The sequence below is a fragment of the Hydrogenophaga sp. genome, assembly GCF_050250835.1.
Taxonomy (GTDB): Bacteria; Pseudomonadota; Gammaproteobacteria; order Burkholderiales; family Burkholderiaceae_C; genus Hydrogenophaga.
On the sequence record NZ_JBFWNX010000005.1, the window covers coordinates 117381 to 137325 of the forward strand.

Sequence of the window (19945 nt, forward strand, 5' to 3'; positions counted from 1 at the left end):
GTCAGCTTGCTGGAAGCTCTCGCGTTGATACTAGGGAAAACCCGGAATTTCTTCCCCAGAATGGCCATCATAGGCCGCAGGCACCACCCACGGAGACCAGCATGACAACGGGCAAGACCCCCCCTCCCAACTGGCTGGAATCTGCCCAGCAGTTTCAGCAGAACCTCATCCAGCAATGGACCCAGCTTGCACAGGCGATGCCGGGTGCCGCCGCAGGCGGTGCCAACCCGTTCGGCATGCCGGTGCCTACCGCCATGCCCTTGCCCACGGCAGTGCCCGGCATGGCGGGCATCGGCGATCTGTTCACACAGGCCGCCGGGCATGGCGTGAGCTTTGATCCCGCCCAGTTGCTCGAGATCCAGAACAACTACCTCAAGGAGGTCGCGGGCCTGTGGAACCAGGGCCCGAACGTCAAGCCGGCCGGCGACCGGCGTTTTGCCTCGGAAGCGTGGGCGGGCAACCCGGTGGCGGCCTTCGCGGCCGCGTCCTACCTGCTCAATGCGCGAACGCTCATGGCCATGGCCGATGCGGTGCAGGGCGACGCCAAGACCCGCAGCCGCGTGCGCTTTGCGGTGCAACAGTGGATCGACGCCAGCGCGCCAAGCAACTTCATGGCCTTCAACGCCGAGGCACAGAAAAAGGCCATCGAGACCCAGGGCGAGAGCATTGCCAAAGGCATGGCCAACCTGCTGCACGACATGAAGCAGGGCCATGTGTCCATGACCGACGAAAGCGTGTTCGAGGTGGGCAAGAACGTGGCCACCACCGAAGGCGCCGTGGTGTTCGAGAACGATCTGTTCCAGCTGATCGAATACAAGCCCCTCACGGCCAAGGTCTACGAGCGGCCCTTCCTCCTGGTGCCGCCATGCATCAACAAGTTCTACATCCTGGATCTGCAGCCCGAGAACTCGCTCATTCGCTACTGCGTGGAACAGGGGCACCGCACCTTCGTGGTGAGCTGGCGCAATCCCGATGAATCGCTGGCGAAAAAGACCTGGGACCAGTACATCGAAGACGCGGTGATCAAGGCCATCGCCGTCACGCAGGACATCACCGGTGCCGAGACCATCAACGCCCTGGGTTTCTGCGTGGGAGGCACCATGCTGGGCACGGCGCTGGCCGTGCTGGCCGCGCGCGGCGAAGAGCCAGTGAACTGCGCCACCTTCCTCACCACGCTGCTGGACTTCACCGACACCGGCATCCTCGATGTGTTCATCGACGAGAACTTCGTGAAGTACCGAGAGATGCAGTTCGCCGATGGTGGCCTCATGCCGGGGCGCGATCTGGCGACCACCTTCAGTTTTCTGCGGCCGAACGATCTGGTGTGGAACTACGTGGTGGGCAACTACCTCAAGGGCGAGACGCCACCACCGTTCGACCTGCTGTACTGGAACTCCGACAGCACCAACCTGCCCGGTCCGTATTACGCGTGGTACCTGCGCCAGATGTACCTGGAGAACAACCTCGTCAAGCCGGGCAAGGTCAAGGTGTGCGGCGAGAAGATCGACTTCCGCCAGGTCAAGCTGCCCGTCTACATCTACGGCTCGCGCGAAGACCATATCGTGCCCATCGGCGGCGCCTATGGCAGCACGCAGCTATTCCCGGGCAAGAAGCGATTCGTCATGGGCGCTTCAGGCCACATCGCGGGCGTGATCAACCCCGCGAGCAAGAACAAGCGCAGCCACTGGATCGGTCCGGCGGGCAAGTTCCCGAAAGACGTGAAGGAGTGGATCGACAGCGCCACCGAACACCCCGGCAGCTGGTGGACCGACTGGTCCGCCTGGCTCAAGCCTCAGGCGGGCAAACAGATTGCAGCGCCCAAGGCCTATGGCAAGGGCAAGGCCTATGCAGTGATCGAGCCTGCGCCCGGGCGCTACGTGAAAGCCAAAGCCTGAACGGATCCCACTGTTCGGGCTGAACCTGTCGAAGCCCTCGCCAGCACCGCTGGAGGCCCTTCGGCAAGCTCAGGGCGAACGGAATTGTTTGAACGCATCAAGGAGAAAACCATGGAAGACATCGTCATCGTCGCCGCCACCCGCACCGCCGTGGGCAAGTTCGGCGGATCGCTCGCCAAGACGCCGGCTACCGAGCTGGGCAGCATCGTCATCAAGGAGTTGCTCACCCGCACCGGCCTGCCGGTGGACGCGATCGGTGAAGTGATCATGGGCCAGGTGCTGGCCGCGGGCGTGGGCCAGAACCCGGCGCGCCAGGCCATGATGAAAGCTGGTGTGGCCAAGGAAACGCCGGCACTCACCATCAACGCCGTGTGCGGCTCCGGCCTCAAAGCCGTCATGCTGGCCGCCCAGGCCGTGGCCTGGGGCGACAGCGAGATCGTCATCGCCGGTGGCCAGGAAAACATGAGTGCGTCGCCGCACGTGCTCAATGGCAGCCGCGATGGCCAGCGCATGGGCGACTGGAAGATGACCGACACCATGATCGTCGACGGCCTTTGGGACGTGTACAACCAGTACCACATGGGCATCACCGCCGAAAACGTGGCCAAGGCACATGGCATCAGCCGCGACGCGCAGGACGCTCTGGCACTGGGCAGCCAGCAGAAGGCCAGTGCCGCGCAGGACGCCGGCAAGTTCAAGGAAGAGATCGTGGGCGTGAGCATTCCCCAGCGCAAGGGCGACCCCGTGGTGTTCAACGCCGATGAGTTCATCAACAAGAAAACCAACGCCGAAGCCCTGGCGGGCCTGCGACCGGCCTTCGACAAAGCCGGTACGGTCACCGCCGGTAACGCTTCGGGCATCAACGACGGCGCCGCCGCCGTGATGGTGATGAGCGCGAAGAAGGCCGCTACGCTGGGTCTCAAGCCGCTCGCGCGCATTGCCGCCTTTGGCACCAGTGGCCTGGACCCCGCCACCATGGGAATGGGACCGGTGCCCGCCTCGCAGAAGGCGCTGGCCCGCGCGGGTTGGAAAGCCGCAGATGTGGACCTGTTCGAACTGAACGAAGCCTTCGCGGCCCAGGCCTGTGCGGTCAACAAGGCGCTGGACATCGACCCGGCTCGCGTGAACGTGAATGGCGGTGCCATTGCCATCGGACACCCGATCGGTGCGTCCGGCTGCCGCATCCTGGTGACCCTGCTGCACGAGATGCAGCGCCGCGACGTCAAGAAAGGCCTGGCAGCACTGTGCATCGGTGGCGGCATGGGGGTTTCCCTCGCGGTCGAGCGCTGAATATTGGGTTTAATCACCAGGTCCATTGCATTTCGCAAAGCATCACAGAGGAGCACACACAATGAGTCAAAAAGTTGCCTACGTCACCGGCGGCATGGGTGGCATCGGTACCGCCATCTGCCAGCGTCTGCACAAGGAGGGCTTCAAGGTCATCGCCGGCTGCGGTCCGACGCGGGATTTCAAGAAATGGCTCGACGAGCAGAAGGCGCAGGGCTACAGCTTCTACGCATCGGTCGGCAATGTCGGCGACTGGGATTCCACGGTGGAGGCGTTCACCAAGACCAAGGCCGAGCACGGCACCATCGACGTGCTGGTGAACAACGCCGGCATCACCCGCGACCGCATGTTTCTGAAGATGTCCCGCGAAGACTGGGACGCCGTCATCGAGACCAACCTCAATTCCATGTTCAACGTGACCAAGCAGGTCGTGGCCGACATGGTGGAAAAGGGCTGGGGCCGCATCGTCAACATCTCGTCGGTGAACGGTGAGAAGGGCCAGGCCGGGCAGACCAACTACTCCGCCGCCAAGGCCGGCATGCACGGCTTCTCGATGGCGCTGGCGCAGGAGCTCGCCACCAAGGGCGTCACGGTGAACACCGTGAGCCCGGGTTACATCGGCACCGACATGGTCAAGGCCATCCGGCCCGACGTGCTGGAGAAGATCGTGGCCACCGTGCCCGTCAAACGCCTGGGTGAGCCCAGCGAGATCGCCTCCATCATCGCCTGGCTCGCCAGCGAAGAGGGCGGCTATGCCACCGGTGCCGATTTCTCGGTGAACGGTGGCCTGCACATGGGGTGAATGGCCCCTTGCTCTGCCGTGAAACCCGCTCCGGCGGGTTTTTTGTTGTCCGGTCATTGGCCGCAAGGGCGTGGTGTAAATTCGACCGATGCCCCACAGCATTTCATTGATCAACACCATCGCCGCCGGTCTTGGCCTGGCGCTGGTGCTCGGCTTCCTGGCTGCCAAGCTGCGCCTGCCGGCGCTGGTGGGCTACCTTGTGGCAGGGGTGATCATTGGTCCTTTCACGCCGGGTTTCGTGGCCGACGCCGGTATCGCCTCGCAGCTGGCCGAGATCGGCGTGATGCTGCTCATGTTTGGCGTCGGACTGCATTTCTCGCTGGCCGACCTGCTTTCCGTGCGCAAGATCGCGTTGCCCGGTGCGGTGGTGCAGATGGCGGTGGCCACGCTCATGGGCATGGGCCTGGCGCTCTGGTGGGGCTGGGGTGTGGGCGCAGCGCTGGTGTTTGGCGTGTCGCTTTCGGTGGCCAGCACCGTGGTGTTGCTCAGGGCGTTGGAGAGCCTGGGCATCCTCGACTCGTTCACTGGCCGCATCGCGGTCGGCTGGCTGGTGGTGGAAGACCTGGCCATGGTGCTGGTGCTTGTGCTGTTGCCGCCACTGGCCGGTTTCTTTGGCAGCCAGGGGGCCGATGAAGACCTCGATTCCATCTGGCGCGCGCTGGGCTTCACGCTGATGCAGGTGGGTGGCTTCGTGGCGCTCATGCTCATCGTGGGTCGGCGCGTGTTTCCCTGGCTGCTCTGGCAGGTCACGCGCACCGGCTCGCGCGAGCTCTTCACGCTGTGCGTGGTCGCCGCTGCGGTGAGCATCGCCTTCGCCGCTGCCGCCATTTTCGGTGTGTCCTTTGCGTTGGGAGCCTTCTTCGCCGGTATGGTGCTGAGGGAATCGGAATTCAGCCACCGCGCCGCCGAAGAATCGCTGCCCTTGCGCGATGCCTTTGCCGTGCTGTTCTTTGTTTCGGTGGGCATGCTCTTCAATCCGATCGTGCTCGTGGAGCGGCCGCTGCAAGTGCTGGCGGTCGTGGCCATCATCATCCTCGGCAAGTCGGCGGCTGCTGCGGCCCTGGTGGTGGCCATGCGCTACCCGCTCAACACGGCGCTCACGGTCTCGGCCAGCCTCGCGCAGATCGGCGAGTTCTCTTTCATTCTGGTGGGCCTGGGTGCCTCGCTGGGCCTGCTTCCACCAGAAGGCACGAGCCTGGTTCTGGCGGGTGCACTCATCTCCATTGCGCTCAATCCTGTGCTGTTCAAGGCCATCCATCCCTTGCAGGAGTGGCTGCGCAAGAACTCCGACTTCGCTCGCCGGCTGGAGGCGCGTGACGACCCACTGGCCGAACTTCCCGTGACCACGCACGAAAAGTACCTGTCTCGCCAGGTGGTGCTGGTGGGCTACGGCCGGGTGGGTCGGCGAATCGCCGAGGCGCTCGAAGAGCGTCACCTGCCCTACGTCGTGGCCGAGCAGAACCGCGACATCGTGGAGCGGTTGCGCGCCCAGGGCATTCCGGCGGTCTTTGGCGACGCCGCAGACCCGGCGGTGCTGATCCAGGCTCACATTGCGCGAGCCGGCATGCTCGTCATCGCGACCCCCGACACGCTGGACGTGAGGCAGATGATCGGCATCGCTCGCACCCTGAATCCCTCAATCCAGACCGTGATTCGAACGCACAGTGAAGAAGAGGCGGGCCTCCTGGAAAAGGAAATCGCGGGCAAAGTGTTCCTGGGCGAAGAAGAGCTTGCCCTGTCGATGACGCGCTACGTGCTGGAACACTCGAAGGTGGCAGGCGTTGCGCGGGCGCCTGCCTGATGATCGAAACCATGAACTCGACCCTGCTCTCGCCCTGGCGGCTTTCGGTGGCCCCGATGATGGATTGGACCGATCGCCACTGCCGCTACCTGCACCGGCTGCTCTCGAAACACACCCTGCTGTACACCGAGATGGTCACGACGGGTGCGCTCATGCACGGCAGCGTGCAGCGGCATTTGCGATTCAACGCCGAGGAGCATCCGGTGGCGTTGCAACTGGGCGGCAGTGAACCGGATGATCTGGCCAAGGCCGCGCGCCTGGGCGAACAGTGGGGTTACGACGAGATCAACCTCAATTGCGGTTGCCCCAGCGAGCGGGTGCAACGCGGTGCGTTTGGCGCCTGCCTGATGGCGGAGCCGCAGACGGTGGCCGATGGCGTGAAGGCCATGCGCGATGCGGTGTCGATTCCGGTCACGGTCAAGCACCGCATCGGCATTGACCGGGTGGAGAGCTACGACTTTGTGCGCGACTTCGTGGGCACGGTGAGCGAAGCCGGCTGCAAGGTGTTCCTGGTGCATGCGCGCAACGCCTGGCTGGAAGGCCTGTCACCCAAGGAAAACCGCGAGATTCCGCCGCTGCGCTATTCCCTCGCCTACCAGCTCAAGCGCGACTTTCCATCGCTCACCTTTGCGGTGAACGGTGGCATCACCACCAACGCACAGATCGGCGAACACCTGCAGCACGTCGATGGTGTGATGGTGGGCCGCGAGGCGTACCACAACCCCTGGTTGCTCATACAGTGGGACGAGGCCTTTTTTGGTGCGTCACCTTCCACGGTGACGCGCGAGGCGGTAGAGGAGCAGATGGTGGCCTACATGGAGCGGGCGTTTCTGGAAGACGGCTGCCCCTGGTACGCGATTGCCCGGCACATGCTGGGACTTCGCCACGGCTTGCGTGGCGCGCGCAAGTGGCGCCAGGTGTGGAGCGACCACCGGCTGAAGCCGCTGCCGCCGCGCGAGGTCTGGGCCATGGCGCGTGCGCACGAAGGTGAGCCGGCGGAGGTGACGTCCGCATGACCCCCACTGGCCTGCCACCGGCGGTGCCAGCACCCTTGCGATGGCTGGACACGGGCGCAGGCCGCGTGGCTGTGTACCACGCCGGGCCGCCGCCAGGGCAGGGCGATGGTCGACCGCCCCTGCTGCTGGTGCACAGCGTGAACGCGGCGGCGTCGGCGGCCGAAGTCGCCCCGCTTTTCAACCACCACCGCGTGGCTCGCCACGTGGTGGCGCTGGACCTGCCGGGCTACGGCCACTCCGATCGAAGTGACCGCCCCTACAACCCCCGCCTCATGACCGACGCTGTGCTGGCCGTGGTGGACTGGATGCGCGAGGAGCTGCAGGTGGGTCTGGTGGATGCGCTCGGCGTCTCGCTGGGCAGTGAATTCGTGGCGCGCGCGCAGAGCGAGGCACCCGCAAGCATCCGCCGCATCGCGCTGGTGAGCCCCACCGGCTTCTCGCGCCGCGATCGCCGCCACGGGCCGCCGGGCACCACACTGGTCAAACCCTGGCTGTTGCGCCTGCTGTCGCGCCCTGGCTGGGGCGACCGCATTTTTCGCCTGCTCACCAAACCGGGCGTGGTGCGCTATTTTCTGAAGCGCACCTTTGGCTCCAGCGCGATCGACGAGACGCTGTGGCGCCAGGCGGTGATCAATGCGAGGCAGCCCGGCGCCCATCACGCACCGCTGAGTTTTCTCTCAGGGGCGCTGTTCAGCGCCGACGTCAACACGCTCTATGAATCGCTCACCTGCCCGGTATGGGTGAGCATGTCCACGCGCGGTGACTTCACCGATTACCAGGGGCGAGACTCGGTCGAAGCGCGGCCGAACTGGCAGTTTCACGCCATGGAGGGAGGCGCCTTGCCTTACTTCGAAGACCTGCCGACTTTCACGGCGGCGCTCGACCCCTTCTGGCGCTGAGGTAGCGTCGGCAGCCTCAGGCGGCGGCTTCCAGTCCGTTCTCGAAATGCTCACGCATGCGCTGCACGGTCAGTGCGGCATTGCGCTGACCAAGGGCGGCGACGATGGCGCGGTGTTCGGCCAGCGACTCTTCGATGCGTCCACTTTTCAGCAACGAGTTGTGGCGGTTCAGCTTCATCACCTTGCGCAGGTCGGCCACCATCTGCTCGCGCCAACGGTTGCGCGCAAGTTCGAGCACGCGCATGTGAAACTGTTCATTGATCGCGAAGAAGCGGTCGCGCTCGCCCACGGCCGATTCCAGCTCAGCGTGCAAGGCTTGAAGCGACGCGATCTCTTCGTCGCTCGCCCGCTCGGCCACCACGCCGGCGGCGTCGGATTCCAGCAGCGAGAGCAGGTGGTACACGTCAGCCAGGTCTTTCTCCGACACTTCGGTCACGTAGGCGCCGCGCCGCACCTTCATGGTGACCAGGCCTTCAGCGGCCAGCACCTTGAGCGCTTCGCGCAGCGGCGTGCGGCTGATGCCGTATTCCTCGGCGATCTTGAGTTCGTCGATCCAGCTCCCGGGCTCCAGCTCGCGGCTGAAGATGCGCTGGCGCAGCAGCTCGGCGACTTCTTCGTACAGGGCGCGGGGCGAAAGCGACACGGCGGACATGGGCTTGGGAGGGGAATCGAAACGGTGTGGAAACGACCTGGATTGTAAGTCAGAGGGAATATTTTGCATCAATAATTATGAATGATGTAAAATTGCCGCCGTTCTGAACACCCCAGCACCCATCGCCTGCCATGAGCCAGAAACAGCCCGAATTCGCCCCTGCCACCCTTGAAGCCTGGGCCCAGGCGGCCCGCAAATCCGCACCCGGGGGCGACGTGGACGCGCTGGACTGGGTGACGCCCGACGGCATCCGCGTCAAGCCGCTGTACACCGCCGAGGACACGGCCCACCTGCCGCACACCGACACGCTGCCTGGCTTTGAGCCTTTCATACGCGGTCCACAGGCCACCATGTACGCGGTACGGCCGTGGACGATCCGCCAGTACGCTGGATTTTCCACCGCAGAAGAAAGCAACGCTTTCTACCGCAAGGCCCTGGCCGCCGGCGGCCAGGGTGTCAGCGTGGCGTTTGACCTGGCCACCCATCGGGGCTACGACAGCGACCACCCGCGCGTGACGGGCGACGTGGGCAAGGCCGGCGTGGCCATCGACAGCGTGGAGGACATGAAGATCCTGTTCGACCAGATTCCGCTGGACAAGGTGAGTGTGTCCATGACCATGAACGGCGCGGTGCTGCCGGTGCTGGCGGGCTACGTGGTGGCGGCGGAAGAGCAGGGCGTGGCGCAAGACAAACTGAGCGGAACCATCCAGAACGACATCCTCAAGGAGTTCATGGTCCGCAACACCTACATCTTCCCGCCCGAGCCTTCCATGAAGATCATCGGCGACATCATCGAGTACACGGCGAAGCACATGCCGAAGTTCAACTCGATCAGCATCAGCGGCTACCACATGCAGGAAGCCGGCGCCAACCAGGCTTTGGAACTTGCCTTCACGCTGGCCGATGGCAAGGAGTACGTGAAGACCGCCACCGCCAAAGGCATGGACGTGGACGACTTCGCCGGGCGCCTGAGTTTCTTCTGGGCGATCGGCATGAACTTCTACCTGGAGATCGCCAAGATGCGCGCAGCACGCCTGCTGTGGACGCGCATCATGAAAGGCTTCAACGCGAAGAACCCCAAGAGCCTGATGCTGCGCACGCACTGCCAGACCTCGGGCTGGTCGCTCACCGAGCAGGACCCCTACAACAACGTGGTGCGCACCGCCATCGAGGCCATGGCGGCGGTGTTCGGCGGCACACAGAGCCTGCACACCAATTCTTTCGACGAAGCCATCGCGCTGCCCACCGAGTTCAGCGCCCGCATTGCGCGCAACACGCAACTGATCATCCAGGAAGAGACGCACATCACCAACGTGGTGGACCCCTGGGCCGGTTCGTACATGATGGAATCTCTGACGCAGGAGATGGCCGACAGGGCCTGGGCCATCATCGAAGAGGTCGAGGCCATGGGCGGCATGACCAAGGCCGTGGACAGCGGCTGGGCCAAGCTCAAGATCGAAGCCGCTGCGGCCGAGAAGCAGGCGCGCATTGATTCTGGCAAGGACGTGATCGTCGGTGTCAACAAATACAAGCTGGCCAAGGAAGACCCGATCGAAGCGCGTGACATCGACAACGTGGCGGTGCGTGAAGGCCAGATCGCTCGCTTGCAGAAAATCAAGGCCACGCGCAATGCAACCCAGGTGCAGGCAGCGCTGGAAGCGCTCACCGCCGCCGCCGACAGCGGCGAGGGCAACCTGCTCGATCTGTCGATCAAGGCCATTCGCCTGCGCGCCACGGTGGGCGAGGTGAGCGACGCGCTGGAGAAGGTTTATGGGCGCCATCGCGCCGATACGCAAAAGGTGACCGGTGTGTACGCAGCTGCCTACGATTCCGCAGAGGGCTGGGACGCCCTCAAGACCGAGATCAACGCCTTCGCCGAAGAACAGGGGCGCCGCCCGCGCGTGATGATCAGCAAGCTCGGCCAGGACGGCCACGACCGTGGCGCCAAGGTGGTGGCCACCGCATTCGCCGATCTCGGCTTTGACGTCGACATGGGCCCGCTGTTCCAGACGCCCGAGGAGTGCGCGCGCCAGGCCATCGAGAACGACGTGCACGCCGTGGGCGTATCGACGCTCGCCGCCGGCCACAAGACCCTGGTGCCCGCCATCATTGCGGAGCTGAAAAAGCAGGGCGCTGACGACATCATCGTGTTCGTCGGCGGTGTGATTCCAAGGCAGGACTACGAGATGCTCTACGAGGCGGGCGTCGAGGGCATCTACGGCCCGGGCACGCCGATCCCGGCCAGTGCGAAGGATGTGCTGGAGCAGATCAGGAAAGCACTGGGTGCGGTTTGAACTCGTGCGTGGCAGCCTTTCTTCTTCGTTCGGGCTGAGCCTGTCGAAGCCCCCACCAGCTCACTGCGCGTGAAACCTTTCCACGTCTACCTGCTGCGCTGCAGCGACGGCACCTACTACGCCGGTCATACCGACGATCTGGAGGCGCGTCTGCTGCAGCACCAGACCAGCGACACGGGTTACACCGCCACGCGCAAGCCGGTGGAGTTGATCTGGCAAGGGGAGTTCGAATCTCGCGAAGGCGCGTTGGCTTTTGAGCAGCAGATCAAAGGATGGTCGCGGGCGAAGAAAGAAGCGTTGATCGCTGGGGACTGGGAGCGGGTTCAGTTATTGGCGCGGTCGAAGCAGGGAGAGGATGGGCTTCGACAGGCTCAGCCCGAACGGGGTGAGGCCCAGCCCGAACGGGGAGAGGTTCAGCCCGAACGGGGAGAGGTTCAGCCCGAACGGGGAGAGGTTCAGCCCGAACGGGGTGGGGCCCAGCCCGAACGGGGAGAGGTTCAGCCCGAACGGGGAGAGGTTCAGCCCGAACGGGGAGAGGTTCAGCCCGAACGGGGTGGGGCCCAGCCCGAGCGGGGAGTGGTTCAGCCCGAACGGGGAGAGGCCCAGCCCGAACGGGGAGAGGTTCAGCCCGAACGGGGTGGGGCCCAGCCCGAACGGGGAGAGGCCCAGCCCGAACGGGGTGAGGCCCAGCCCGAACGGGGTGAGGCCCAGCCCGAACGGGGTGAGGCTCAGCCAGAGCGGGGTGGGGTTCAGCCCGAGCGGAATACGGCCGTTCGCCCTGAGCTTGTCGAAGGGCTCACCCACGACGTCACGCGCGGCTCCCCCATGACCCAGCGCCGTGCCATCGCCAAAGCCATCACCCTGCTCGAATCCACCCGTGCCGACCACCGCGCTCGGGGCGACGAACTGCTCACCGCCTTGCTGCCGCACACCGGCCAGGCCTTTCGCCTGGGCATCAGCGGTGTGCCAGGTGTGGGCAAAAGCACCTTCATCGAGGCCTTGGGCCTGTACCTGATCGACAAAGGCCACCGCGTGGCGGTGCTCACCATCGACCCCTCGAGCACGGTCTCGGGTGGTTCGATCCTGGGTGACAAGACGCGCATGGAGAAACTCTCGGTGCACGAGCAAGCCTACATCCGCCCCAGCCCTTCGAGCGGCACGCTGGGCGGCGTGGCCGAGAAGACGCGTGAGGCCATGCTGGTGTGCGAGGCGGCGGGCTACGACATCGTGATCGTCGAGACCGTGGGCGTGGGCCAGAGCGAGACAGCGGTCAGCGGCATGACCGACATGTTCGTGCTGATGCAGTTGCCCAACGCCGGAGACGATCTGCAGGCGATCAAGAAGGGTGTGATGGAGCTGGCGGATCTGGTGGTCATCAACAAGGCCGATCTCGATCCCGACGCGGCCACACGCGCCCGGGCACAGATCACATCTTCATTGCGCCTGCTCGGCCTGCAGGGTCACCCCGAACACGCCCACCACAACCTGGCGCTCTGGCAGCCACAGGTGATCCAGCTCAGCGCACTGCTCGGGCGCGGAGTGGACGCTTTCTGGTCGGAGGTGTCTCGCTTCCGGCAGTTGCAGACCGACAATGGTCGCCAGGTCACGCGACGCCAGCAACAGGCTCGCGCCTGGATGTGGGAGCGCATCGACGCCGGCCTCAAGCATCGTTTCCGATCGCACCCGCAGGTGCGCGCCCAGCTCGACGGCATCACGCAGCAAGTGTTGGCGGGGCAGTTGCCCGCGTCCACCGCCGCGCGCCGACTGCTCGACCTTTTTGACTGAAACCATTCTCTTCTGGAGCACAAAAATGCAGGACATCCTGGAACAACTGGAGAAGAAGCGCGCTGCGGCCCGGCTGGGTGGCGGCGAGAAGCGCATTGCCGCTCAGCACGCCAAGGGCAAGCTGAGTGCGCGCGAGCGTCTGGAGGTGCTGCTGGATGAGGGCACTTTCGAAGAATGGGACATGTTTGTCGAGCACCGCTGCACCGACTTCGGCATGCAGGACAACAAGATTCCTGGCGATGGTGTGGTCACTGGCTACGGGATGATCAACGGTCGCCTGGTGTTCGTTTTCAGCCAGGACTTCACGGTGTTCGGTGGCGCTCTCTCTGAAGCGCACGCGGAGAAGATCTGCAAGGTGATGGACCAGGCCATGAAGGTGGGCGCACCGGTGATCGGCTTGAACGATTCGGGCGGCGCCCGCATCCAGGAAGGCGTGGCCTCTCTGGGTGGTTATGCCGACGTGTTCCAGCGCAACGTGATGGCCAGTGGCGTGGTGCCGCAGATCAGCATGATCATGGGTCCTTCGGCCGGTGGCGCGGTGTACTCACCGGCCATGACCGACTTCATCTTCATGGTGAAGGACTCGGCCTACATGTTCGTCACGGGTCCCGAGGTGGTGAAAACCGTGACGCACGAGGAAGTGACGGCGGAGGAACTGGGTGGTGCCATCACCCACACCACCCGCAGCGGCGTGGCCGACCTGGCGTTCGAAAACGACGTGGAAGCGCTGCTGATGCTGCGCCGCCTCTACAACTACCTGCCACTGAACAATCGCGAAAAGGCGCCTGTGCGTCCGAGCGGCGACCCGATCGACCGCATGGAGCTGAGCCTGGACACCCTGGTGCCCGATAACCCGAACAAGCCCTATGACATGAAGGAACTCATCGTCAAGACGGTGGACGATGGCGACTTCTTCGAGCTCCAGCCCGAGTACGCCAGGAACATCCTGATCGGCTTCGCCCGAATGGATGGCCAGACCGTCGGCATCGTGGCCAACCAGCCGCTGGTGCTGGCGGGATGCCTGGACATCAAGAGCTCCATCAAGGCCGCGCGCTTCGTGCGCTTCTGCGACGCCTTCAACATTCCGGTCGTCACTTTTGTCGATGTGCCCGGTTTCATGCCTGGCACCAGCCAGGAGTACGGCGGCATCATCAAACACGGCGCCAAGCTGCTCTACGCTTACGCTGAATGCACCGTGCCCAAGATCACCGTGATCACGCGCAAGGCCTACGGCGGCGCCTACGACGTGATGAGCTCCAAACACCTGCGCGGCGACGTGAACTTCGCCTGGCCCAACGCCGAGATTGCGGTGATGGGCGCCAAGGGCGCCGTGGAAATCATCTTCCGAGAGGAAAAGAAAGACCCGGCCAAGCTTGCACAGCGCGAGGCCGAGTACAAGGCCCGATTTGCCAACCCTTTCGTGGCGGGCGCGCGCGGCTTCATCGACGACGTGATCCTGCCGCACGAAACGCGCAAGCGCATCTGCCGTTCTCTGGTGATGTTGAAGGACAAGAAACTGGAAAACCCGTGGCGCAAGCACGGAAACATTCCGCTGTAGACCCCCCGTTCGCCCTGCGCTTGTCGAAGGGCTATCACACAAGTTGACTGGTCAGTGCCGGGCCTCGACAGGCTCAGCCCGAACGGTTGGAAGAAGGAAGCAAAGATGTTCACCAAGATCCTGATTGCGAACCGTGGCGAGATCGCCTGCCGCGTGATCGCCACCGCAAAGAAGATGGGCATCGCCACCGTGGCGGTGTATTCCGAGGCCGACAAGGAAGCTCGCCACGTACAACTGGCCGACGAGGCCGTGCTGCTTGGTCCGGCACCCTCTCGCGAGTCGTACCTGGTGGCCGACAAGATCATCGAGGCCGCGAAGAAGACCGGCGCCCAGGCCATCCACCCCGGGTATGGCTTCCTGTCGGAAAACGAAGCCTTCGCCAAGCGCGTGGAAGACGAGGGCATGGCATTCATCGGACCGAAGCATTTCAGCATTGCCGCCATGGGCGACAAGATCGCCTCCAAGAAGCTGGCCAACGCGGCCAACGTCAACACCATTCCGGGCTGGAACGACGCCATCGAATCTGCCGAACGCGCTGTGGAGATCGCCAGGGACATCGGCTACCCGGTGATGATCAAGGCCAGTGCAGGAGGCGGCGGCAAGGGCTTGCGCGTGGCCTTCAACGACAAGGAGGCCCTTGAAGGCTTCACGAGCTGCCGCAACGAGGCGCGCAACAGCTTTGGTGACGACCGCATCTTCATCGAGAAATTCGTGCAGGAGCCGCGCCACATCGAGATCCAGGTGCTGGGCGATTCACATGGCAACGTGATCTACCTCAACGAGCGCGAGTGCTCCATCCAGCGCCGCCACCAGAAGGTGATCGAGGAAGCGCCGTCGCCTTTCATCTCCGATGCCACCCGCAAGGCCATGGGCGAGCAGGCCGTGGCCCTGGCCAAGGCGGTCAAATACCAGAGCGCGGGCACGGTGGAGTTCGTGGTCGGCAAGGACCAGGATTTCTACTTCCTTGAAATGAACACCCGCCTCCAGGTGGAACACCCGGTCACGGAGTGCATCACCGGGCTGGACCTGGTGGAGCTGATGATCCGGGTGGCGGCCGGTGAAAAGCTGCCGCTGACCCAGGACCAGGTCAAGCGCGAGGGTTGGGCGATCGAATGCCGCATCAACGCCGAGGATCCGTTTCGCAACTTCCTGCCCAGCACCGGGCGGCTGGTGCGTTTTGTACCTCCCGCGCAGTCCATGTTCCAGGCGAACACGGAGGCGCTGCACGGCGTACGGGTAGATACCGGCGTGCAGGACGGTGGCGAGATTCCCATGTTCTACGACTCGATGATCGCCAAGCTCATCGTGCACGGCAAGGACCGCACGGAGGCGATTGCCAAGATGCGCGAGGCGCTCAATGGTTTCGTGATCCGAGGCATCAGCAGCAACATCCCGTTCCAGGCGGCGCTGCTGGCGCACCCGAAATTCATCACCGGTGATTTCAACACCGGCTTCATCGCCGAGCACTACTCGAAGGGTTTTCGCGCGGAAGACGTGCCGCACAGCGACCCGGACTTCCTCGTCGCGCTGGCCGCCTTCGTGCGGCGCAAGTCGCGCGAACGCGCTGCCGGCCTGTCGGGCCAGTTGCCGGGCTATGGCGTCAAGGTCGGACATGATTTCTGCGTCGTTGTGCTGAGCAGTGACGGGCAGCACACCTACCGCCCCGTGCACGTGGACGAGGTGGTTGGGCAGCTCGGTTCCGCCGTGGTGACCGTGGACGGCAAGAGGTACGCGCTCTCCAGCCCTTCACGCCTGAACGATATCTGCGTCACCGGCATCTGCAACGCAGAGCCTTTCACCGTCCAGGTCGAGCGTGGCACGCCGCGCAACCCGCTGGCGCTGGTGGTTCAGCACAACGGCACGCGCATCGAGACCATGGTGGTCTCGCCGCGCATGGGCGAGCTGCACGCGCTGATGCCCTTCAAAGCCCCCGCCGACATGAGCAAATATGTGCTCTCGCCCATGCCGGGCCTGCTGGTGGATGTGGCGGTGCAACCTGGCCAGAAGGTGCAGGCCGGCGAACGCGTGGCCGTGATTGAGGCCATGAAGATGGAGAACGTGCTCTTCGCAGCGGCAGATGGTGTGGTCTCGAAGGTGCTGGCAGCGAAAGGTGAGTCGCTCATCGTCGACCAGCCCATCGTTGAATTTGAATGAGCCTTTCCCTGGCCACATCCCGATACGGACGGTGCCCCGGAAATGGGATACCCTACGGAGCATTGAGGCTTCGAAGGGGTTCTATGCGGCACGGTCTGGCGTTTGCCCTGGGGTGTTTGCGCGATCCGCGCCGGATGGGTGCGATTGCACCCGCCTCCAAGGCGCTGGCGCGGGCCATCGCCGATGAAGTCCAGCGAGATCAGCCTTCGGTGCTGATCGAGGTGGGTGCCGGAACGGGTGCGATCACCCGCGCCCTCGCAGACGCTCGGATCACGCCTGAGCGCTTTGTGGTGATCGAACGCGACGCCGACTTTGCCCGCTTGCTGCGACGGGCTTTTCCCTCGCTGGAGGTGCTGAATCACTGCGCCTCCAACCTGCATGCCCTGCCGATCGAGGCACGCTCGCCAGTGACGCTGGTGTCCTCGCTGCCCTTGCTGTCCATGCCCCGTGAAGAAGCGAAGCAGTGCATTGATGCCATGTTCTCGCTCATTGCGCGCCAGCCGGGCTCGCGCCTGATCCAGTACACCTATGCAGCGCCGCACCTGCGGCCGTTCAACCACATTCCCCCGGGCTGGCACTGGCGCCGTGCGGCGTCGGTCTGGGCCAACCTGCCCCCGGCCACCGTCTGGTCGCTGGAGCGCACACCGGGGTTCATCCACGGAGTTCACTGATTCATGGTCCAGTCGCCAACCTCCCATCGTCCCTTCAAGGTGCTGGGCATCCAGCAGATCGCCATCGGCGGCCCCGACAAGCAACGCCTGCAAAGGTTGTGGGTCGACATGCTGGGGCTCGAAATCACCGGCACCTTCCGCAGCGAGCGCGAGAACGTGGACGAGGACATCTGCGCCATGGGCAGCGGACCCTTCAAGGTCGAGGTGGACCTGATGCAGCCGCTGGACCCCGACAAGAAGCCTGCGGTGCACGCCACGCCGCTCAACCATGTGGGCCTGTGGATCGATCGGCTGCCGCAGGCGGTGGAATGGCTCAGCGCGCAGGGGGTTCGGTTCGCACCGGGCGGCATCCGAAAGGGCGCGGCGGGATTCGACATCTGCTTCCTGCACCCCAAGGCCAATGAGGAGTTCCCCATCGCCGGCGAAGGCGTGCTGGTGGAACTGGTGCAGGCGCCACTTGAGGTGGTGGCCGCCTTTGGCCGGCTGGAGAGTCAGCCCGGCTGACCTGGCAAGCCCGGAGCAAGGCGGCTTTTCCGGGCCTTTTTGTCGCTATGCGGCCGTTGAGGGCGACGTACGCTCGTGGCCTCGGGGTCCAGCCGTGCGCAGGGCTCTGCCACCCAGTTGCAGGAGCGTGCCATGGAAACGTCCGCCAAGCCGACCAATGTTGATCATTTTCCCGCGTCTGCATGGCGCGGCCAGGGGCAGGCCGAGCCTTGGCCTGACGCCTTGCTGGAGAGGTTCTGCCTGCGGATGTCCAGCCAGGGCATGTGCGTGAGCCGCGCTCTGATGGCCTGCGACCGTCGCTACGCGCTGGAGCAGATTTCCCACGGCCACAACATGGCCGATGACACCCTGCGGGCCATGGCGGTGGAGTTGTTCCGGCACTTTTTGAGCCAGCGATCCGGCATTGTCGGCATCCATTGAGCGACCCAGGCAACCAGGAGCCGCCCCCAATGTCCGCCATTCCGTTTCTTTTCTTCCCGGGCATCTGGCTCATGCGCCGCCTGCGCTTGCGCAGCAAGTTGCTGGTGCTGGCCGCGGCCGCCGCGTGGCCATTGACGGCCGTGCTGCTGGTGGAGCCCGGGAGCATCGGTGTGATGCTCCTTGCCGGAGGAGGGTTGGGTTTGCTCGCCTACCTCCTGCTGGCTTTTCACATCAGCTTCATGGCCGATTTCCGCCAGGTGCGGCAAGCCATGGAACAGACCGCCATTGGCAACCTGCGCTCCTCCATGCAGATTCGAGGGCGTGACGAGTTGACCGATCTCGGGCGACTCGTGGAGCACGTGGCCGCCAACCTGTCCGCCATGGTGGCCGAGGTGCGCAGCAACTCCGCACTGGTGGCCCATGCCGGCCGCAGTATGGCGGCCGGCAACCGCGACCTGGCCGATCGAACCGAACAGCAGGCCGCCAATCTGGAACAGACCGCCGCGAGTGTGCAGCAGCTCTCCAGCACCGTGCAGCAGAATGCCCAGACCGCTGGCGAGTCTGACCAGCAGGCCGCCCAGGTGCGCGACGTGGCCGAGTCAGGCGCGCAGTCCATGGGTCGAGCGGTTGACTCGGTGGAGGGCATCCAGAAAGGCGCCCAGCAGATGAACGAAATCATCGGCGTGATCGACAGCATCGCCTTCCAGACCAACATCCTGGCGCTCAACGCCGCCGTGGAGGCCGCGCGGGCTGGCGAACAGGGTCGAGGTTTTGCCGTGGTGGCCAATGAGGTTCGCACGCTGGCGCAACGCTCTTCGGCATCAGCGCGCGAGATCCGGGAGTTGATCGAAGCTTCGCGCACGCAGGTGGAAACCAGCGTGGCGCGCATGCGCACGGCTGGCAACAGCATGGGCCAGATCGTGAGCGGCGTGCGAGGCGTGGCGGCCAACATGTCGCTCATTTCCGCCTCCAGCGCCGAACAGAGTTCCGGGCTGAAGGAAATTTCTTCTGCCGTGACGCAGCTCGATGCCATCACCCAGCGCAACGCGCAGATGGTGGAGCGTGCCGTAGCGCAGGCCGATCAGCTCGAGCAGCGGGCGGCGCATCTCGCGCGAGCGGTGTCGTCCTTCATGCTCCAGCAAGGCACGGCCGAGGAAGCCATGGCATTGGTGGACCGCGCTCTGACGATGCGCCAGCAGCGCGGACGCGAAGCATTTGTGCGCGAGCTCACCGAGCCGGCCAGAGGCTTTCACGATCGCGACATGTATGTGTTCGCGCTCGACCGCGACGGGGTGTACCGCGCCTTTGGCGGCAAACCGGAGAAAGTGGGCAGCCGGGTGCAGGACATTGCGGGCGCCGACGGCGCGGCGTTGCTCAGCGCCATCGTGGACCAGGCAGAGGTGGGAGCAGGCTGGGTGGAATACGACATCGCCAACCCGGTCTCCGGTGCCATCCAGGGCAAGATGTCCTATGTGGTGAAGGTCGACGATCTCTACGTGGGTTGCGGCGTGTACAAGACGGTGACTGCCTAGCTTGGCGTACGGCGCGCCCGCGCCCGGGCCAGTGCGGCCTCGATCACGGCGCGCTTCTTGTCCAGCATCGCCGGGTCCGTGATGCGTGAATGCTCAGGCAGATGGGCCAGTTTGTCCCGGGCCTTGGCTTCCAGCCTTGTCTCGTGTTCCACTTTTTCCCGCGCCAGGCGCACCTGCCGACTGGCGTAGCGCTCGCGCCCCTGGCGCGCCTGCTCTGGCGTCCAGGCCTGCCAGCCGGTGCGCTCCCCGCTCACCACTTCCAGCGAGATGCAGTCCACCGGACACACCGGCAGGCAGAGTTCGCACCCGGTGCAATAGGGCTCCACGACGGTATGCATTCGCTTGTGCGTGCCCAGGATGGCATCGGTGGGGCAGGCCTGGATGCAAAGAGTGCAGCCGATGCACCAGTCTTCGTCGATCACGGCCACGGTCAGCGGACCTTCGATGCCGAATTTTCGATCCAGTGCGACAGGGGGTTTGCCGGTGAGGGCGGCCAGTCGCTCCATGCCTTCCGCGCCGCCCGGGGGGCATTGGTTGATGCCAGCCTCACCCGCCGCGATGGCCTGGGCGTAGCTGGCGCAGTCGGGGTAGCCGCAGCGAGTGCACTGGGTCTGCGGCAGGGCAGCGTCGATGCGCCGGGCCAGTTCGTTCATGGCCGTCAATATAACGGCGGCG

Annotated in this window: 16 protein-coding genes and 2 pseudogenes; 15 read left to right on the plus strand and 3 right to left on the minus strand. The window is 64.5% G+C overall.

Annotation, left to right across the window (positions count from 1 at the left end; genetic code table 11):
- The first annotated feature begins 101 nt into the window (after positions 1–101).
- The 6 genes from AB7F11_RS08885 (at position 102) to AB7F11_RS08910 (ending at position 7700) form a co-directional block, all read left to right on the plus strand.
- Positions 102–1895, plus strand: a complete 1794-nt coding sequence (locus tag AB7F11_RS08885; RefSeq protein ID WP_428289740.1) for a PHA/PHB synthase family protein — start codon at positions 102–104, stop codon at positions 1893–1895.
- A gap of 111 nt (positions 1896–2006) precedes the next feature.
- Positions 2007–3185, plus strand: coding sequence for an acetyl-CoA C-acetyltransferase (locus tag AB7F11_RS08890; protein ID WP_428289739.1), 1179 nt, complete (start codon positions 2007–2009; stop codon positions 3183–3185).
- A 61-nt stretch (positions 3186–3246) separates the two neighbouring features.
- Entirely contained in the window at positions 3247–3984 is a 738-nt protein-coding gene (phbB, locus tag AB7F11_RS08895) for an acetoacetyl-CoA reductase (RefSeq protein WP_428289738.1), read from the plus strand.
- Between the two features lie 88 nt (positions 3985–4072).
- On the plus strand, positions 4073–5785 hold the full coding sequence (gene ybaL, locus AB7F11_RS08900; protein WP_428289737.1) for a YbaL family putative K(+) efflux transporter: 1713 nt from the start codon (positions 4073–4075) through the stop codon (positions 5783–5785).
- 11 nt (positions 5786–5796) lie between these two features.
- Complete coding sequence (gene dusA, locus AB7F11_RS08905; RefSeq protein WP_428289736.1) at positions 5797–6801, plus strand: tRNA dihydrouridine(20/20a) synthase DusA; 1005 nt, start codon at positions 5797–5799, stop codon at positions 6799–6801.
- Positions 6798–7700 (plus strand): alpha/beta fold hydrolase, encoded by a 903-nt coding sequence (locus AB7F11_RS08910; protein ID WP_428289735.1) that lies wholly within the window; start codon positions 6798–6800, stop codon positions 7698–7700. Before dusA ends, AB7F11_RS08910 begins: the two co-directional genes overlap by 4 nt.
- Before the next feature lie 16 nt (positions 7701–7716).
- Here the strand turns inward: AB7F11_RS08910 and AB7F11_RS08915 are convergent, their stop codons facing one another.
- Positions 7717–8352 (minus strand): GntR family transcriptional regulator, encoded by a 636-nt coding sequence (locus AB7F11_RS08915; protein WP_428289734.1) that lies wholly within the window; start codon positions 8350–8352, stop codon positions 7717–7719.
- 131 nt (positions 8353–8483) lie between these two features.
- On the opposite strand from AB7F11_RS08915, the gene scpA reads away from it, so the two are divergent.
- Both scpA and AB7F11_RS08925 read left to right on the plus strand, forming a co-directional pair.
- Positions 8484–10646, plus strand: a complete 2163-nt coding sequence (gene scpA / locus AB7F11_RS08920; protein WP_428299928.1) for a methylmalonyl-CoA mutase — start codon at positions 8484–8486, stop codon at positions 10644–10646.
- Between the two features lie 69 nt (positions 10647–10715).
- A pseudogene (locus AB7F11_RS08925) lies at positions 10716–10925 on the plus strand (GIY-YIG nuclease family protein); the annotation flags it as partial.
- A gap of 48 nt (positions 10926–10973) precedes the next feature.
- Here AB7F11_RS08925 and AB7F11_RS08930 read toward each other — a convergent pair.
- Positions 10974–11450 carry a hypothetical protein gene (locus AB7F11_RS08930; protein WP_428299939.1) on the minus strand — a complete coding sequence of 159 codons (477 nt, stop codon included), beginning with the start codon at positions 11448–11450 and terminating at the stop codon, positions 10974–10976.
- A 9-nt stretch (positions 11451–11459) separates the two neighbouring features.
- Here AB7F11_RS08930 and meaB point away from each other — a divergent pair.
- From meaB to AB7F11_RS08965, 7 genes and pseudogenes are all read left to right on the plus strand, one after another.
- Positions 11460–12431 (plus strand): annotated as a pseudogene (meaB, locus tag AB7F11_RS08935) (methylmalonyl Co-A mutase-associated GTPase MeaB); the annotation flags it as partial.
- Between the two features lie 25 nt (positions 12432–12456).
- Positions 12457–13989 carry an acyl-CoA carboxylase subunit beta gene (locus tag AB7F11_RS08940; RefSeq protein WP_428290387.1) on the plus strand — a complete coding sequence of 511 codons (1533 nt, stop codon included), beginning with the start codon at positions 12457–12459 and terminating at the stop codon, positions 13987–13989.
- A gap of 105 nt (positions 13990–14094) precedes the next feature.
- Positions 14095–16143, plus strand: a complete 2049-nt coding sequence (locus AB7F11_RS08945) for an acetyl-CoA carboxylase biotin carboxylase subunit (RefSeq protein ID WP_428290386.1) — start codon at positions 14095–14097, stop codon at positions 16141–16143.
- A 134-nt stretch (positions 16144–16277) separates the two neighbouring features.
- Positions 16278–16814, plus strand: a complete 537-nt coding sequence (locus tag AB7F11_RS08950; RefSeq protein ID WP_428300734.1) for a class I SAM-dependent methyltransferase — start codon at positions 16278–16280, stop codon at positions 16812–16814.
- A 3-nt stretch (positions 16815–16817) separates the two neighbouring features.
- Positions 16818–17318: a VOC family protein gene (locus AB7F11_RS08955; protein ID WP_428290384.1), complete on the plus strand. Its 501-nt coding sequence runs from the start codon at positions 16818–16820 to the stop codon at positions 17316–17318.
- Positions 17319–17450: 132 nt separating this feature from the next.
- Positions 17451–17738: a hypothetical protein gene (locus AB7F11_RS08960; protein WP_428290383.1), complete on the plus strand. Its 288-nt coding sequence runs from the start codon at positions 17451–17453 to the stop codon at positions 17736–17738.
- 29 nt (positions 17739–17767) lie between these two features.
- Positions 17768–19270 carry a methyl-accepting chemotaxis protein gene (locus AB7F11_RS08965; RefSeq protein WP_428290382.1) on the plus strand — a complete coding sequence of 501 codons (1503 nt, stop codon included), beginning with the start codon at positions 17768–17770 and terminating at the stop codon, positions 19268–19270.
- On the opposite strand, the gene rsxB is transcribed toward AB7F11_RS08965, so the two are convergent.
- The gene (gene rsxB / locus AB7F11_RS08970) at positions 19267–19923 is read right to left on the minus strand and encodes an electron transport complex subunit RsxB (protein ID WP_428290381.1); all 657 of its coding nucleotides are present in this window, start codon (positions 19921–19923) and stop codon (positions 19267–19269) included. The two genes, AB7F11_RS08965 and rsxB, sit on opposite strands and share 4 nt — an antisense overlap.
- Positions 19924–19945: the final 22 nt, after the last annotated feature.